Source organism: Prochlorococcus marinus subsp. marinus str. CCMP1375 (genome assembly GCF_000007925.1).
Taxonomy (GTDB): domain Bacteria; phylum Cyanobacteriota; class Cyanobacteriia; order PCC-6307; family Cyanobiaceae; genus Prochlorococcus_E; species Prochlorococcus_E marinus.
Genome location: NC_005042.1, coordinates 1,022,431 through 1,037,390 on the forward strand (window position 1 = coordinate 1,022,431; position 14,960 = coordinate 1,037,390).

The 14,960-nt window shown below is 36.9% G+C and carries 14 protein-coding genes; 7 read left to right on the forward strand and 7 right to left on the reverse strand.

The annotated features are described in order from the left end of the window. The first annotated feature begins 2 nt into the window (after nucleotides 1-2). Nucleotides 3-1,784 (forward strand): ABC transporter ATP-binding protein, encoded by a 1,782-nt coding sequence (locus PRO_RS05400; protein WP_011125248.1) that lies wholly within the window; start codon nucleotides 3-5, stop codon nucleotides 1,782-1,784. Nucleotides 1,785-1,802: 18 nt separating this feature from the next. On the opposite strand, the gene psbP is transcribed toward PRO_RS05400, so the two are convergent. Continuing rightward, complete coding sequence (psbP, locus tag PRO_RS05405; protein WP_011125249.1) at nucleotides 1,803-2,360, reverse strand: photosystem II reaction center PsbP; 558 nt, start codon at nucleotides 2,358-2,360, stop codon at nucleotides 1,803-1,805. Nucleotides 2,361-2,474: 114 nt separating this feature from the next. Here psbP and recR point away from each other — a divergent pair, with 114 nt between their 5' ends. Beyond that, nucleotides 2,475-3,074, forward strand: a complete 600-nt coding sequence (gene recR, locus PRO_RS05410; protein WP_193328872.1) for a recombination mediator RecR — start codon at nucleotides 2,475-2,477, stop codon at nucleotides 3,072-3,074. 15 nt (nucleotides 3,075-3,089) lie between these two features. Next, complete coding sequence (gene lipA / locus PRO_RS05415; RefSeq protein WP_011125251.1) at nucleotides 3,090-4,016, forward strand: lipoyl synthase; 927 nt, start codon at nucleotides 3,090-3,092, stop codon at nucleotides 4,014-4,016. On the opposite strand, the gene PRO_RS05420 is transcribed toward lipA, so the two are convergent. From PRO_RS05420 to lysA, 6 genes are read right to left on the reverse strand one after another with little or no spacing between them, the layout of a single operon-like run. Next, nucleotides 4,013-4,537: a hypothetical protein gene (locus PRO_RS05420; RefSeq protein WP_011125252.1), complete on the reverse strand. Its 525-nt coding sequence runs from the start codon at nucleotides 4,535-4,537 to the stop codon at nucleotides 4,013-4,015. The two genes, lipA and PRO_RS05420, sit on opposite strands and share 4 nt — an antisense overlap. Further along, nucleotides 4,534-5,499 carry a rhodanese-related sulfurtransferase gene (locus PRO_RS05425; protein ID WP_011125253.1) on the reverse strand — a complete coding sequence of 322 codons (966 nt, stop codon included), beginning with the start codon at nucleotides 5,497-5,499 and terminating at the stop codon, nucleotides 4,534-4,536. Before PRO_RS05425 ends, PRO_RS05420 begins: the two co-directional genes overlap by 4 nt. Next, nucleotides 5,492-6,490, reverse strand: a complete 999-nt coding sequence (gene bioB / locus PRO_RS05430) for a biotin synthase BioB (protein WP_011125254.1) — start codon at nucleotides 6,488-6,490, stop codon at nucleotides 5,492-5,494. Before bioB ends, PRO_RS05425 begins: the two co-directional genes overlap by 8 nt. Nucleotides 6,491-6,501: 11 nt before the next feature. Further along, the gene (locus PRO_RS05435) at nucleotides 6,502-7,302 is read right to left on the reverse strand and encodes an isoprenyl transferase (RefSeq protein ID WP_011125255.1); all 801 of its coding nucleotides are present in this window, start codon (nucleotides 7,300-7,302) and stop codon (nucleotides 6,502-6,504) included. Between the two features lie 12 nt (nucleotides 7,303-7,314). Beyond that, the gene (gene cdaA, locus PRO_RS05440; RefSeq protein WP_011125256.1) at nucleotides 7,315-8,205 is read right to left on the reverse strand and encodes a diadenylate cyclase CdaA; all 891 of its coding nucleotides are present in this window, start codon (nucleotides 8,203-8,205) and stop codon (nucleotides 7,315-7,317) included. 28 nt (nucleotides 8,206-8,233) lie between these two features. Next, nucleotides 8,234-9,601, reverse strand: coding sequence for a diaminopimelate decarboxylase (gene lysA / locus PRO_RS05445; protein WP_011125257.1), 1,368 nt, complete (start codon nucleotides 9,599-9,601; stop codon nucleotides 8,234-8,236). Nucleotides 9,602-9,673: 72 nt separating this feature from the next. Here lysA and PRO_RS05450 point away from each other — a divergent pair, with 72 nt between their 5' ends. From PRO_RS05450 to PRO_RS05465, 4 genes are all read left to right on the forward strand, one after another. After that, nucleotides 9,674-10,135, forward strand: a complete 462-nt coding sequence (locus PRO_RS05450) for a GNAT family N-acetyltransferase (RefSeq protein ID WP_011125258.1) — start codon at nucleotides 9,674-9,676, stop codon at nucleotides 10,133-10,135. Between the two features lie 192 nt (nucleotides 10,136-10,327). Further along, a complete protein-coding gene (locus PRO_RS05455; protein WP_011125259.1) occupies nucleotides 10,328-12,898 on the forward strand; it encodes an ATP-dependent Clp protease ATP-binding subunit in 2,571 nt (856 codons plus the stop codon). Between the two features lie 34 nt (nucleotides 12,899-12,932). After that, nucleotides 12,933-14,066: an iron-containing alcohol dehydrogenase family protein gene (locus PRO_RS05460; RefSeq protein WP_011125260.1), complete on the forward strand. Its 1,134-nt coding sequence runs from the start codon at nucleotides 12,933-12,935 to the stop codon at nucleotides 14,064-14,066. 12 nt (nucleotides 14,067-14,078) lie between these two features. Further along, nucleotides 14,079-14,960, forward strand: a complete 882-nt coding sequence (locus tag PRO_RS05465; RefSeq protein ID WP_011125261.1) for an alpha/beta fold hydrolase — start codon at nucleotides 14,079-14,081, stop codon at nucleotides 14,958-14,960.

Sequence of the window (14,960 nt, forward strand, 5' to 3'; positions counted from 1 at the left end):
GCATGACATTTCTGAAAAAGAATAAAAGCAACCCCCTAATCAGACTGGCCAAAAACCAGTCCGAACAAAGTTTCCTAATAATATCAGCAACATTTTGTTCAATATTAAATAAACTTTTTGATCTTGCTCCACCTGTTCTAATCGGTTTGTCTATTGATGTAGTCGTAAGAGAAAAAAGCTCATGGCTTGCTAGTTATGGCTTTGAGTCAGTACCAACTCAACTTTTAATACTTGCAACTGCATCATTCCTTATATGGACTGCAGAATCTTTTTTCGAATACTTATATGGCTTACTTTGGAGAAACCTTGCGCAAAGTACTCAGCATAATTTAAGAATACAAGCATACAACCATCTGCAAAAACTAGAACTATCATTTTTTGAAAGTGATAGCACTGGCAGGTTGCTTGCAATACTAAATGATGACATAAATCAATTAGAAAGATTTTTAGATCAAGGGGCCAATCAGCTACTTCAATTATTTGTTACTGTAATTCTTGTTGGTGGTGCAATGGCATTCTTAGCTCCAGGAGTAGCAATATTTGCATTTATACCTATTCCAATTATTCTTTGGGGATCTATCAGATTTCAAAAAAGGCTAGCTCCTAAATACAAAGATGTTCGAGAAAAAGCAGGAGATATAGCAGCACGGTTAAGCAATAATCTTGGGGGGATGCTTACAATAAAAAGCTTTGCAACCGAATCATGGGAACTAGATCGACTGAGATTAAATAGCCACTCTTATCAAAGGAGTAATAGAAATGCAATAAGACTTTCAGCAGCCTTTATTCCTTTAATACGTTTTGCAATTTTATTTGCTTTTCTTGCAATTCTTATAGTTGGTGGCCTTCAGGCTTGGGAAGGTGAATTAGAGATTGGGATATACAGTTTTCTTGTATTTATAACTCAAAGACTATTATGGCCTCTAACTACACTTGGGCACGTCTTAGACGAATATCAAAGGTCCATGGCATCAACAAATAGAGTCCTAGATTTAATTGACAAACCAATCGAGATTTCGGGTGGTTCTTTGAGACTTGAGCCTAAAAATGTAATAGGGAATATAGAGTTTAAAAATGTTTATTTTAATTATAAAAATAGAAATAACCTTCTCACTAATTTCAATCTGAATATTTCAGCTGGTACTACAGTCGGGATTGTTGGTTCAACAGGTTCCGGCAAAAGTAGTTTGGTTAAATTAATTCTTAGGCTTTATCCAATTAAATCAGGGGAAATAAAACTTGATGGAATAGGTATAGATAAATATAATCTACTAGATCTACGTAGATCTATAGCTCTTGTAAGTCAAGAGGTATATCTTTTCCATGGAACAATTGAAGAAAATATCTCATATGGGAACAACAGTGCATCGCAAAAGCAAATACATGAAGCAGCAATATTGTCTGAAGCTGCAGATTTTATTGAAAAACTTCCCGAAGGCTATCAAACTCTTGTTGGTGAACGTGGCCAAAAGCTATCAGGTGGTCAATGCCAACGCATAGCTTTAGCAAGAGCAATTCTTAAAGATGCACCAATACTAATTCTTGATGAAGCCACAGCGTCTGTTGACAATGAAACGGAAGCTGCTATTCAAAGGTCTTTATCCAAAGTAACCTCTAATAGAACAACAATAGTTATTGCTCATAGACTTAGCACCATTAAAAATGCTGATAAGATTGTTGTCCTACAAGAAGGTTCTATCTCGGAAGTAGGCACTCATGAGTTTTTAATTAAAAACCAAGGGGTATATTTTGACCTTTGGAAAGTTCAAGCAGGAGCAAATTAATAAAGAAAGGCTTTATTCCTAAATTAGAAAAACAAATGAACTTATAACTCTTTCAAATAAATCACCTACAGTATTCCACCTGGAATCATTAGTCCCGGCAGCAAAAGTGTATAAAGATCCTCTATCAACAACAACTGTTGCTAGTTCATGACGATCTTTATCAGGGAGATGAATCAAATATTCAATATCATAAAAAGTGTGATTGTCAGCAACTCTCGATTTAGCATCTAATAACTCTGCCTCTCTTTCCCCACCATTAGGAGCCAACAGATTATTCATCAGCTTTTCACCAACTTCAGAAGGACTGCCCATATTTTCAAGTTCAACATCCGCTGAAATATCAGAAATAACCAAACTCAAAGTTTCATCACTGTTAATAAGGTCATGAAAAACAACTTCAGGTCCTCCTTTTAAAGTGATGCGTGTCCATCCAGTTGGATAAAAGAAACCATAACGTCCATCATTACTTTGAAATGCTTCTAAACCGGCCGTAATCCCTGAGCTACAAGAAACTAGCGAAATAGAAAGTACTATTAACAACAAAAGGCTTGCGGAAGATTTAAAGAAGGTTTTCATGGTTTTCTGTACAAAAAACAATCTATAAGATCAATGTACTTACTTATATAAGAATTAGTAAATTTCACTTTAAGGGGCAAGAGCGTTTAAATTCTATATATATGCCTAAAAACTCTGAGCAGCTTTACACGCCCACTCGCTCACCTAATAGACCAATTTGAACAACTGCCTGGAATTGGTCCTAGGACAGCACAAAGACTTGCATTGCATTTACTTCGACAACCTGAAGAAAAAATCAAAGCTTTTTCTAATGCTCTCCTAAATGCAAGAACAAAGGTCGGGCAATGTAAAAAATGTTTTCATCTCACTGCTGAAATAGAATGCGAAATATGTCTTAATCCAAAAAGGGACAAATCATTGCTTTGTGTTGTTGCTGATTCAAGAGACTTAATAGCCTTAGAAAGGACACGAGAATACAAAGGTCTCTATCATGTTCTTGGTGGACTTATCTCACCAATGGATGGAATTGGACCAGAGTTGCTTAACATTTCTGCATTAGTTCAAAGAGTTTCAAATGAAAGTACTGCCGAAGTAATACTTGCACTAACTCCAAGCGTTGAGGGTGACACTACAAGCCTTTATATTGCAAGACTTTTAAAAGTTTTTGTTAAGGTCACAAGAATTGCTTATGGTCTACCAGTTGGAAGTGAGCTGGAATATGCTGATGAAGTGACCTTAACAAGGGCTATTGAAGGTCGACGTGAAGTCGAATAGACATTTTAACGAGAAATGACAACCACAAACAAAAAAACTCGTTACAGTGCAATTAAGCCAAGCGAAAGGCTACCTGAATGGATAAAACCCTCTTTAGGTACGGCCTCACAATTAGAAAAAGTACAGAACCTAGTTAAAGAATATCGATTAAATACAATATGCGAAGAAGGACGCTGCCCAAACAGAGGTGAGTGCTATGCATCAGGAACAGCTACTTTCCTATTAGGTGGTTCAATCTGCACTCGAAGCTGCGCTTTTTGCCAAGTAGAAAAAGGAATGCCACCACAAAACATTGATCCAAATGAATCAATCCGTGTAGCAAAAGCAGTTTTAAAATTACAACTCAAATACGTTGTCTTAACTTCTGTCGCAAGAGACGATCTTGATGATCATGGAGCAATTCATTTTTCAAGAACAATTCATGCCATAAGAAAAACTTCTCCCACGACATCTATTGAAGTTCTAACTCCTGACTTTTGGGGTGGATGTATTGACAAAATAAAAGCAACAAAAATTCAAAGGGAGCGCTTAAAAATAGTTCTTAAAGCAAAGCCAGTTTGCTTTAACCACAACCTTGAAACTGTAGAACGTCTACAAAAAGAAGTGCGCAGAGGTGCTACCTACCACAGGTCTCTTGAACTATTAAAAGCTTCTAGAGAAATTGACAACGAAATCCCAACAAAATCAGGATTAATGTTAGGCCTAGGTGAACGAAGTGATGAAATAATCCAAACTCTTAAAGACCTTCGCTCAGTCAACTGTCAACAGGTAACAATTGGTCAATACCTACGTCCTTCGCTAGCGCATATACCTGTTCAAAAATATTGGCTTCCAAAAGACTTTGAACACTTTAAGAGAATAGCCGAAGGACTTGGTTTCAAAAAAGTCAATAGTGGTCCATTAGTAAGAAGTAGTTATCATGCTGAACTTCCACAAACCTAATTGCCAACAACTATTGATCTAGTAGCTTCCCAGCGCCGAAGACTATATTCATAAACTTCAGAACAGCTGGCAACCATTAAGCTCCCTGCTCCGCCCCAAACCATCCTGAAAGGCAAATCAACAGGAGAAGATCCTACTTCCTTTACGTTTCTGAAACCTCGTCGTTGAAAATATCTAATTAGTATTTTATTTTGTTGAGCATCATCATATATAGCAAGTAGTCTTGCTTTCTTACACGGAGTTTCTTCAAGAGCCCAAGCCATTGTTGATGCCCAAATTAAATGCCCAACTCCTATTGGAGCATCATTGCTGACTTGCATAGTATCAAGCTGTAATCCACTTGAATTGTGATAAGCCCATCCTTTTAACTCTCCTAATATTTTTACTTTCTCGGAATCCAAATACCTTCCGACGACTAATCTCAATGTCCATAAATTAAGTGGGCGCCGGACCTGAATTCTTAACAATAATCCTGAAGATGATGCTTGTTTTTCTAAGAGATCTAATAATTCTTTAGTCATGCACTTGGCCAGATAGAGTTCCCAGGGAAACGTTCTCCAAGTCTTGCAATATGCCTTTGTCTTTCCCGAAAACGTTCTCTATCATCATCACTAAAAAGATCTACACAATGGTGACATTGAATACTAGGAATATAATATTTTCCGTTTTGATCTTGAGGAGAAAGAGGCATTCCACAGGCAAAGCAAAGTTTATAAACCCCTGGCATGAGCTTATGATTCAAAGCCACACGTTGATCAAAAACAAAACATTCTCCATTCCAGCGACTTTCATTTTCTGGGACTTCTTCTAAATACCTAAGTATGCCACCATGCAAATGATGGACCTCAGGAAAACCTTCTCGTAATAACAAAGCACTAGCTTTTTCACAGCGAATGCCCCCAGTACAAAACAATGCGATTTTTTTAAAACTCTTTTTTTTCAAAAGGCTATGCAATTTCTTGTCAACCCATTCAGGGAACTCGCGAAAAGAATCAGTCCTAGGATTTACTGCTCCATCAAAACTGCCTACAGAAATCTCATATTCATTACGTGTATCAATAACCAAAGTCAATGGATCATCAAGGAAAGCATTCCAGTCCTCAGGTTCAACATATTTACCAGTGGTTTTGCATGGATCTACGTTCTCAACTCCCATAGTTACTATTTCGTTTTTTCTACGAGCTTTAAAACGCCTAAATGCTTGTCTAGAAGTGTAGCTATATTTAATTTCTAAAGGAGTCTCCAAATCAAGCGAATCTAATTGTTTCTGCATAGCAGTAACACCTTCTACAGGGCCACAAATTGTTCCATTAATACCTTCCAATGCAACAAGAACTGTTCCTCTTACATTATGCTTTTCTGCAATAATTCTCAGCTTGCTTAAGAAAGTAGTTATTACCTTTTCAGCTATAGGCGAGAAACTATAAAAAGCCGCTATCTTATAGTCATTGTCTACTTTCTGACTTTCAAACGAATTAATCATACAGGTCCCAATTAACTGAAACACCTGCAGAAGCAAGCAACTCTCTATCTGCCTTTATAGATGGATTACTTGTAGTCAATAAAGTATCTCCATAGAAAATCGAATCTGCACCTGCAAGCAAACAAAGAATTTGGGCTTCTTTCCCCAATTGTTCACGACCAGCACTAAGTCGAACACGGCTTCGAGGCATAAGAATCCTTGCAGTAGCAACCATCCGTACCATTTCCAAAGGATCAACCATGGAAAGATTCTCTAAAGGAGTCCCTTCTACAGGTACCAAAGCATTGATAGGAACACTTTCTGGATGAGGATCCATATTTGCAAGAACTCTTAGCAAAGAAGCTCTGTCTTTTAAAGTCTCTCCCATACCGATAATCCCGCCACAACAGATAGTGATGCCAGCATTACGAACTCTATGTAATGTTTCCAGCCGGTCTTGATAAGTACGTGTAGAAATAATTTTGTCGTAATGCTCTGGGCTTGTATCAAGATTATGGTTGTAAGCATTTAATCCAACTTCTGCCAAACGAGCTGCTTGCTGATTAGTTAGCATTCCTCCTGTTACACATGCCTCTAATCCTAGTTCTTTTACACCTCTAACCATATCCAACATTGCTTCAAATGGTTTGCCATCACGTATTTCTCTCCATGCCCATCCCATACAAAAGCGATCAGCTCCCGCAGCTTTCGCTGCTTTAGCCTGCTCAAGAACTCCTTTCACATCAAAATCGGATTGGTTGGTAACATCACTACTGTTATAGATTGACTGAGAACAGTAAGAACAATCTTCTTCACAGCCTCCTGTTTTAACACTTAACAAAGACGCCAATTGAACCTTATATTCTGGATTTACTGATCGATGAACATTTTGGGCCTCCCAAAGAAGTTCAAACAAAGGCTTTTCAAGGATCTCTTGAATCTCTTCCAAGCTCCAGTCAAAACGTACTTTAACTTCTTGACGAATTGGTATATTAGGATTTAGCAAAGTCATAAAGAAAGTTTTTAAACTTGGTCGTAATCATTAACTGTTGGATCTACTCCTCCAAAACGCCTTCTTCTTGATTGATAATCAATAAGTGCCTTAGTCAACGAGATGGAATCAAAATCAGGCCATAATGTATCTGTGACATGTATTTCAGCATAAGCCAGTTGCCATAAGAGAAAATTACTTATTCGCATCTCTCCACTTGTACGTATTAACAAATCAGGGTCTGCATAGCTAGATGTTAGGAGTTCTCCCGCAAAGGTATGCTCATCAATAAATGAAGGATCTAAATCTCCTTGCAATACCCTTTGTGCCAACTTTTGAGCAGCTAAAACCAATTCCCGCCTACCTCCATAATTAGTACAAACATTAAAACGGATTCCATTATTCCCTGAGGTTAACTCTGTTGCCTCATTAATGAGATCTTGCAGGCGTGTTGGAAGTTGATCTAAATCACCAAGAAAGCTTATTTGAACCTCTTCAAGATTTAATGCCTCTAGTTCTTTTTTAAGAACACGTTCAAAAAGAGTCATCAAGAAGTTGACTTCTTCCTTAGGCCTAGACCAATTCTCTGTAGAGAATGCATAAACAGTTAAAACTCCTATCCCCCAATCATTGCAAAGTCGTAGAGTTTGTTTAAGAGCATCAACGCCTGCACTATGTCCCATAGCTCTAGGAAGTTTCTTTGCATTTGCCCATCTACCATTACCATCCATAATGATGGCAATATGCTCAGGCAACCTAAGAGGATCTATTGACGCTGGCAACGGAGTAATAAGAGACTTCTTTTCTGCTCCAATCGCAATAGGGGTTTTCATTTGAATATATGGTTATTTTTGCTCAGGAGACAAGTCAGTCTTTAAATCAACTGAAGCTTCCTCTGGATTATAAGATAAAGACTTAGTCGAACTACTAACAGCTAGATTTGGCTTTGTAACGGCAGATCCTGTAGAAGAGCTCATAAATTCCTTTAGCAGATCTAATAATCTGCTGCTAGTAATTGGTCTTTCTAGGCGACCTTGATTAGCCAAAGACAAAGTGCCTGTTTCCTCTGAAACTACTACACAAATACATCTCTCAAATCGTTCTGTAATACCAAGAGCGGCAAGATGCCGTGTACCATATCTACTAATACTTTGCCTTGACAAAGGCAAAATAACTCCTGCGGAAATAATCCTGTTACCTTTAACCAAAACAGCTCCATCATGTAAAGGAGTTTCTGATGCAAATAAATTTAATAACAATTCTGTAGAAAATTTTGCGTCAATAGGTACTCCTGCATAAAGAAAATCTTCAGGTCGCAAATCACTTCCCATATCTAAAACAATTAATGCTCCTCTACGTTTCTGAGATAGCCTTCCTGCTGCCTCAGATAATTGAGTTACTGTACTGGTATTAGCTTCGAATTCTTTCTGAGTATTTCCTAAGAGAACAGCCAATCTACCAGTTCCAAGTAATTCCATTAATCGCCTTAATTCTCCTTGCCACAAAATCGCCAAAGAAAGAGAACAAGCTAGAACCAACGCATCAATTAATTTTGAAGTAATGGGAAGGTTTGCATATCTCTGTACGAACCAAGCAAGAGAAACAAGAAATAAATATCCGCGCAACAGCCAAAGAGTTCTCGGCTCCTTAACTCTTGAAAAAAGTAAAACCCCTAACGCTGAAGCAAAAAGTGCATCCAGCAAGAAGCGCAGGTTTATTAACCACCAGAAGTTCAATCCATAGGCCCAAGCTCCCTAAGGTTAACTACCCTTTTGCAATAAAGCGATCTGGAAGGATATCATTTCGCAATAGATCTTCAGGTAATTCCCTCTTTTGTATTAATTCTGATTCACCATTTCCAACGATAATAGCTGCTGGCTTAGGAATTCGATTGTAATTTGAGCTCATAGAAAAGTTATATGCGCCTGTTGAAAAGACGCCTAAGACATCTCCACTATTGCTTCGAGGAAGACGAAAGTCCTTCAATAAAACATCTCCAGATTCACAATGCTTACCAGCAATAGTTACGACCTCATCTGCTCTAATCAATGGTTTATCAACAAGACAAGCTGAGTATTCGGATTGATATGTAATTGGTCGTGGATTATCACTCATGCCTCCATCAACTGATAAATAAGTTTTTATTCCTGGGATTTCCTTCCTGGATCCTATTTTATAAAGCGTCAGCCCTGCTGACCCAACTATTGAACGGCCAGGTTCGCACATTAATAAAGGGAGATCTAATGATCTTTCTCGACAAGCTTTAACAACAGCTGCTGCGATCACTTCAACCCAATCACTAATAGAAGGGGGGTCGTCAGAAGCGATATACCTGATACCGAGTCCTCCTCCAAGATTTAACGCATTTAAAGAATGGCCAAGCTTACGACCTGTTTGCAAAGCACTAGCCATTACATCTGCAAGATCTTTATGAGGTTGTACTTCAAATATTTGAGAGCCAATATGAGCATGCAGACCAATCAATTCACCCCATTCAATATCTTTAAATTGCAGAAAAATACTTTCCAATTCATCAGGGTCAAATCCAAACTTGCTATCAATATGACCTGTTTTAATATATTCATGTGTATGACATTCAATGCCTGGTGTAAATCTCAGCATAAGTTTAGCTTTTCTCTTGCCAAATGGAACTATTTCTCTTAATTGATCAATATCATATTGATTATCTAAAACGATAATTACATCATTTTTATAAGCCATTATCAACTCACTTTTAGATTTGTTATTACCATGAAAAACAATATTTGAACTTTCTACGCCTCCTTTTAGAGCCGTAATCAATTCACCTTCCGAGACTACATCTACACCCATTCCCTCAGAAGCAACTATATTACTTATAATTAAAGAGCTGTTCGCTTTTGAAGCATATAAAGGTATTGAATCGCCAGGGTAATATTTACTTAATGCATCTTTATACTCTCTACAAGATGTTCTCAATGTCAACTCATCTAAGATATAAAGTGGAGTTCCATATTTCTCAGCAAGGCTGCTTAACAAGCATCCCCCAATACTTAGTCTTTCCTGCGAGTCCAATGCTGCTGTTATTGGAGCAATATTTCTATTAGGACTTGATTTATCCTGATCTTTTTCAAAAGGTCTCAAAATAGCCATGACAAAACTAAAAGGTTTTAAGGTTTAACTTTTTCATTCACTACTAAATTTAATCATGCAGCCTGAAAAAACATGCAAAAATTAGATTTATATCTGCAGACAAAAGTAATAACGATAGGGATCCGAGACCTAAAACGCTGTATTGACCTTGATTTAAAAACACTTAATGGAATCTGGAATAATACTCAATGGGAAAAGGAATTGACTGATCCTAATAGAATTTGCCTAGGAATAGTTAAAGGTACAGATTTACTTGCTCTTGCTACAGGCTGGCTAATAATGAGTGATTTAAATATAACCTTTTTAGCAGTGGACCCACTTTACCAAAGACTAGGTTTAGGAATAAGGGTACTCTCAGAGTTAATAAATAAAGCAAAGAAATCTGGCATGAAAATTGCTACTATTGATGCAAAAGAAACAAATATCGCAGCCAAGGCACTATATAAGAAAATGGATTTTGAAGAAGTAAGATGTAGATATAATTTATACAAAGATGGCAATAATGCGATAATCTATCAGCGCCTTTTTTATTAATTAGCCCCCTAAAGTATTGTCAGCAAAGTGAAGAGTCTGGAATTTAATATGATTTTAAAGTCCTAGAAAAAACCTAAGGAGAAGAGCTGAATTTCATTTTAAGCAAGATTACGGTTTATACGAAAGCTCACTTATAACACAAACTCATCTCAATCCTGATAAATTAGAGTAAATGAACCAGGCTGAGACCATATGTTTGAAAGGTTTACCGAAAAAGCCATCAAGGTGATCATGTTGGCCCAAGAGGAGGCTAGAAGACTTGGTCACAATTTTGTTGGAACCGAACAAATACTCCTGGGATTAATAGGAGAGGGGACTGGAGTTGCAGCAAAGGTTTTAAAATCAATGGGAGTTAATTTAAAAGATTCCAGAGTAGAAGTTGAAAAAATAATTGGTCGTGGATCTGGCTTTGTTGCTGTAGAAATACCTTTTACACCTCGTGCGAAAAGAGTCCTAGAGCTTTCTTTAGAAGAAGCTCGACAACTTGGACACAATTACATTGGAACGGAGCATCTTCTACTTGGGCTAATTAGAGAAGGGGAAGGAGTAGCAGCAAGAGTTCTTGAAAATCTTGGAGTTGACCTTACAAAAGTAAGAACACAGGTAATTAGAATGCTTGGCGAAACAGCAGAAGTTTCAGCAGGCGGAGGATCAGGCAAAGGTTCAATAAAAACAGCAACACTCGACGAATTTGGTACAAATCTCACTAAATTAGCAAGCGAATCTAAACTTGATCCTGTCGTTGGTCGCCATGATGAGATAGATAGGGTTATACAAATACTCGGAAGAAGAACAAAAAACAATCCAGTACTTATTGGAGAGCCTGGGGTAGGTAAAACAGCTATTGCGGAAGGATTAGCTCAACGCATTCAACAAGGCGATATACCAGATATTTTGGAAGAGAAGCGAGTGTTAACTCTTGATATAGGTTTACTTGTAGCAGGAACTAAATACCGTGGGGAATTCGAAGAAAGATTAAAAAAAATAATGGAAGAAATAAAATCAGCCGGCAATGTAATTTTGGTTATCGATGAAGTTCATACTTTAATAGGTGCGGGGGCCGCTGAAGGTGCAATTGATGCAGCAAATATTCTTAAGCCTGCATTAGCAAGAGGTGAACTTCAATGCATAGGTGCAACTACTCTTGATGAATATAGAAAACATATAGAAAGAGACGCCGCTCTAGAAAGACGCTTTCAACCGGTTATGATTGGCGAGCCTTCAATAGAAGACACAATCGAAATACTGAAGGGCCTAAGAGAACGTTACGAACAACATCACAGATTAAAAATTACTGATGAAGCCTTAAATGCGGCTGCAAATCTTGGTGACAGATATATTTCCGATAGATTTCTTCCAGACAAAGCAATAGATCTAATAGATGAAGCTGGAAGTAGAGTTAGACTTCTTAATTCTAAATTACCTCCAGAAGCAAAACAAGTTGACAAGGAATTAAGAAAAGTACAAAAAGAAAAAGAAGAAGCTGTAAGAGATCAAGATTTCACAAAAGCAGGAGAGCTTAGAGAAAAAGAAGTTGAACTAAGAGATAAAATAAGATCTATTCTAGATAATTCAAAACAAGATTCATCTAACTCTAAAAATGATTCTGAAGATGTAGCGTTAGTAAAAAATGATGAATCAAAGAATGAAATTAATAATTCAACCAAAGAAGAAATTAATCAAACCATGCCTATGGTGAATGAAGAAGATATAGCTCATATAGTTGCCTCTTGGACTGGTGTGCCGGTTCAGAAATTAACAGAAAGTGAGTCCGTCAAACTGCTAAATATGGAAGATACATTGCACCAAAGACTAATAGGCCAAGATGAAGCTGTTAAATCAGTATCAAAAGCAATAAGAAGAGCACGAGTTGGTCTTAAAAACCCAAACAGACCTATTGCTAGTTTCATATTCTCAGGACCTACAGGAGTAGGAAAAACAGAATTAACCAAAGCATTGGCAGCCTATTTCTTTGGCAGTGAAGAAGCCATGATAAGGCTAGACATGTCAGAGTTTATGGAAAGACATACTGTTAGTAAATTAATAGGATCCCCTCCTGGATATGTTGGTTTCAATGAAGGAGGACAACTTACAGAGGCTGTTAGAAGAAGGCCATATACAGTTGTACTTTTTGATGAAATAGAAAAAGCTCATCCAGATGTCTTTAATCTACTTCTACAGTTACTAGAAGAAGGCAGACTAACAGATTCGAAAGGTAGAACAGTAGATTTTAAAAATACACTTATAATAATGACTTCAAATATCGGCTCAAAAGTTATAGAAAAAGGTGGTGGCGGTTTAGGGTTTGAAATGGCCGGAGAGAGCGTTGAGGATAGTCAATATAATAGAATTAAATCTCTAGTAAATGAAGAGCTTAAGCAATACTTTAGACCTGAGTTTCTAAATAGATTGGATGAAATAATTGTCTTCAGACAATTAACCCGAATGGAAGTAAAAGATATTGCAGAAATAATGTTAAAAGAAGTCTTCTCAAGAATAAAAGATAAAGGTATTACCTTATCAGTATCTGAAGCATTTAAAGAAAGGTTAGTCGAAGAAGGATATAACCCTTCCTATGGTGCAAGGCCTCTTCGACGAGCAGTAATGAGACTTCTGGAAGATAGTCTTGCTGAAGAGGTTCTTTCAGGGAAGATCAAAGATGGTGATCAAGCAGAAGTAGATATTGATGAGAATAAGAATGTAATTGTAAAGCATATAGACAAGAATTCTAATAAGCCAGAACTTGCAACAGCAGGTATATAAAATTTTTATTAATAAGAATTAGCTTAAAATAGATATGCAAAATACAAATTTTTTGCAGAATATATCTCCTGAGAGAGTTATTAGAGGTGAAAGTGCTTGGGAAGAAGGCAAGAGTCTGATTCAATCAATATGTAAGAAGCCTCTCTTCTTAGGAAGAAGTCATTCCACCTCTAAATTAAGATCAATGTTGGAGAAAGATCTTATCAATATTGGCATAAATATAGTTCACGCTGAACTTGAATATGATTGTTGTGATGTTGACTTAAATCGTATATATCAATTATGTAAGGATTGTTCTTGTGATGGAATAATTGCTTCTGGTGGAGGGAAAGTTTTAGATGCAGGAAAATTAATCGCTAACAATTTAAACTTACCTTGTATAACGGTTCCACTTAGTGCTTCAACTTGTGCAGGCTGGACTGCACTAGCAAATATTTATTCAAAAAAGGGGGCATTTATTAAAGATCAAACTTTAAATAACTGTCCTAAATTATTAATATTTGACTATTCTCTTGTAAGAAAAGCACCCAATAGACTTCTTGCTAGTGGTATTGCTGACGCACTTGCAAAATGGTATGAGGCATCTCTTAGCAATGCAGGTTCTAATGATGCTCTCGTACAGCAAGCTGTTCAAATGGCAAGAGTGTTAAGAGATCAATTGTTAATAGATGGCTTTAATGCATTACAAAATCCATATAGTTCTTCATGGATAAGAGTTGCAGAAAGTTGTTCTCTTACAGCCGGACTCATTGGTGGAGTAGGTGGTGCAAAATGTAGAACAGCAGCCGCGCATGCTGTTCACAATGGTCTAACACAATTAGACTTTACACAAAAGGCTCTTCACGGGGAACTCGTTGGGTTTGGCATATTAGTTCAACTAAGAATTGAGGAGAAGTTATTAGGTAATCAGTTAGCATTGCAAGCAAAGAATCAATTAATAACATTATTAAAAGAATTAAATCTTCCTACTAATCTTAAATCTCTAGGAATTAATTTAACAACTAAGAAAGAACTAGAAATGGCCTGTATATTTTCTTGTAGAGATGACTCTGATATTCATAATTTACCATTCAAAGTAGATAAAGAAACACTTATGGAAGCAATTTTAGAAACAGATAGAATAGAGATTGAAAAAATTTCTCCTAGAGGAACCATTTTCAACTGCTAAAAATTATTAGTAATGATCAAAGAAGTGTCCAATACATTTATGGAATTAAATAAGGTTAAAAATTCTTTAATAGATCCACTGGCCGTTAAATTAACTGAATCTGTTAATTGGCTATATATAGATGGGGTATCTGAAAATACCTCTGATGTTTATCCAATATCAATTATTGGAGAAGGGCCGCCAATATTACTTCTTCATGGTTTCGATAGTTGCTTTATGGAATACCGAAGATTAGCGCCTTATCTAAATGGAAGATTCAAACTAATAATACCTGATCTTTATGGATTCGGATTCTGCCCTAGGCCAAAAAAGGGAACCTATGGAATTAAGCCTATTATTAATCATCTAATTAAACTATTAAAAACACTAAAATACACTTCAGGGGTAGGTCTTATTGGTGCATCTATGGGCGGAGGAATAGCTCTGCAGTTTGCAAGAGAATATCCTTCAATTATAAATAAGATTTTGTTATTATCCCCCGCAGGAATACTGGGTGAGCCAAAGCCCATTCCTCCTCCATTAGATTCATTAGGTGCGTGTTTCTTAAAACAATCTTTTGTGAGAACAATGCTATGCAAGCAAGCATTTTCAAATCCAATTCATGCCGGAAAAGCTGAAATACAAATTGCTTCAATTCATACAAACGTTCCTGGATGGAAAAGATCACTTGCAGCATTTGCTCGAGAAGGAGGTATAGCAAATTGCGGACTGCCACTTCCAGAACAACCTCTAAGTATTATTTGGGGAGAAAATGACAGAATACTTAGTAAAGCACTAAGAAACAATTGCATAGAGCTCTTGAATTGTTCACACAAAAGGCTTGAAAAATGTGGTCATTTACCTCATATAGATAAACCAGATTTAGTTGCATCACATTGGGAAGAGTACGATTGA

What these genes read in the sequence shown, in the direction of transcription:
- PRO_RS05435 (WP_011125255.1), bottom strand. Translation starts at nt 7,302, where the DNA reads ATGAAAACCCCTATTGCGATTGGAGCAGAAAAGAAGTCTCTTATTACT.
- PRO_RS05460 (WP_011125260.1), top strand. Translation starts at nt 12,933, where the DNA reads ATGCAAAATACAAATTTTTTGCAGAATATATCTCCTGAGAGAGTTATT.
- PRO_RS05400 (WP_011125248.1), top strand. Translation starts at nt 3, where the DNA reads ATGACATTTCTGAAAAAGAATAAAAGCAACCCCCTAATCAGACTGGCC.
- psbP (WP_011125249.1), bottom strand. Translation starts at nt 2,360, where the DNA reads ATGAAAACCTTCTTTAAATCTTCCGCAAGCCTTTTGTTGTTAATAGTA.
- lipA (WP_011125251.1), top strand. Translation starts at nt 3,090, where the DNA reads ATGACAACCACAAACAAAAAAACTCGTTACAGTGCAATTAAGCCAAGC.
- PRO_RS05450 (WP_011125258.1), top strand. Translation starts at nt 9,674, where the DNA reads ATGCAAAAATTAGATTTATATCTGCAGACAAAAGTAATAACGATAGGG.
- PRO_RS05455 (WP_011125259.1), top strand. Translation starts at nt 10,328, where the DNA reads ATGTTTGAAAGGTTTACCGAAAAAGCCATCAAGGTGATCATGTTGGCC.
- PRO_RS05425 (WP_011125253.1), bottom strand. Translation starts at nt 5,499, where the DNA reads ATGATTAATTCGTTTGAAAGTCAGAAAGTAGACAATGACTATAAGATA.
- lysA (WP_011125257.1), bottom strand. Translation starts at nt 9,601, where the DNA reads ATGGCTATTTTGAGACCTTTTGAAAAAGATCAGGATAAATCAAGTCCT.
- PRO_RS05465 (WP_011125261.1), top strand. Translation starts at nt 14,079, where the DNA reads ATGATCAAAGAAGTGTCCAATACATTTATGGAATTAAATAAGGTTAAA.
- PRO_RS05420 (WP_011125252.1), bottom strand. Translation starts at nt 4,537, where the DNA reads ATGACTAAAGAATTATTAGATCTCTTAGAAAAACAAGCATCATCTTCA.
- bioB (WP_011125254.1), bottom strand. Translation starts at nt 6,490, where the DNA reads ATGACTTTGCTAAATCCTAATATACCAATTCGTCAAGAAGTTAAAGTA.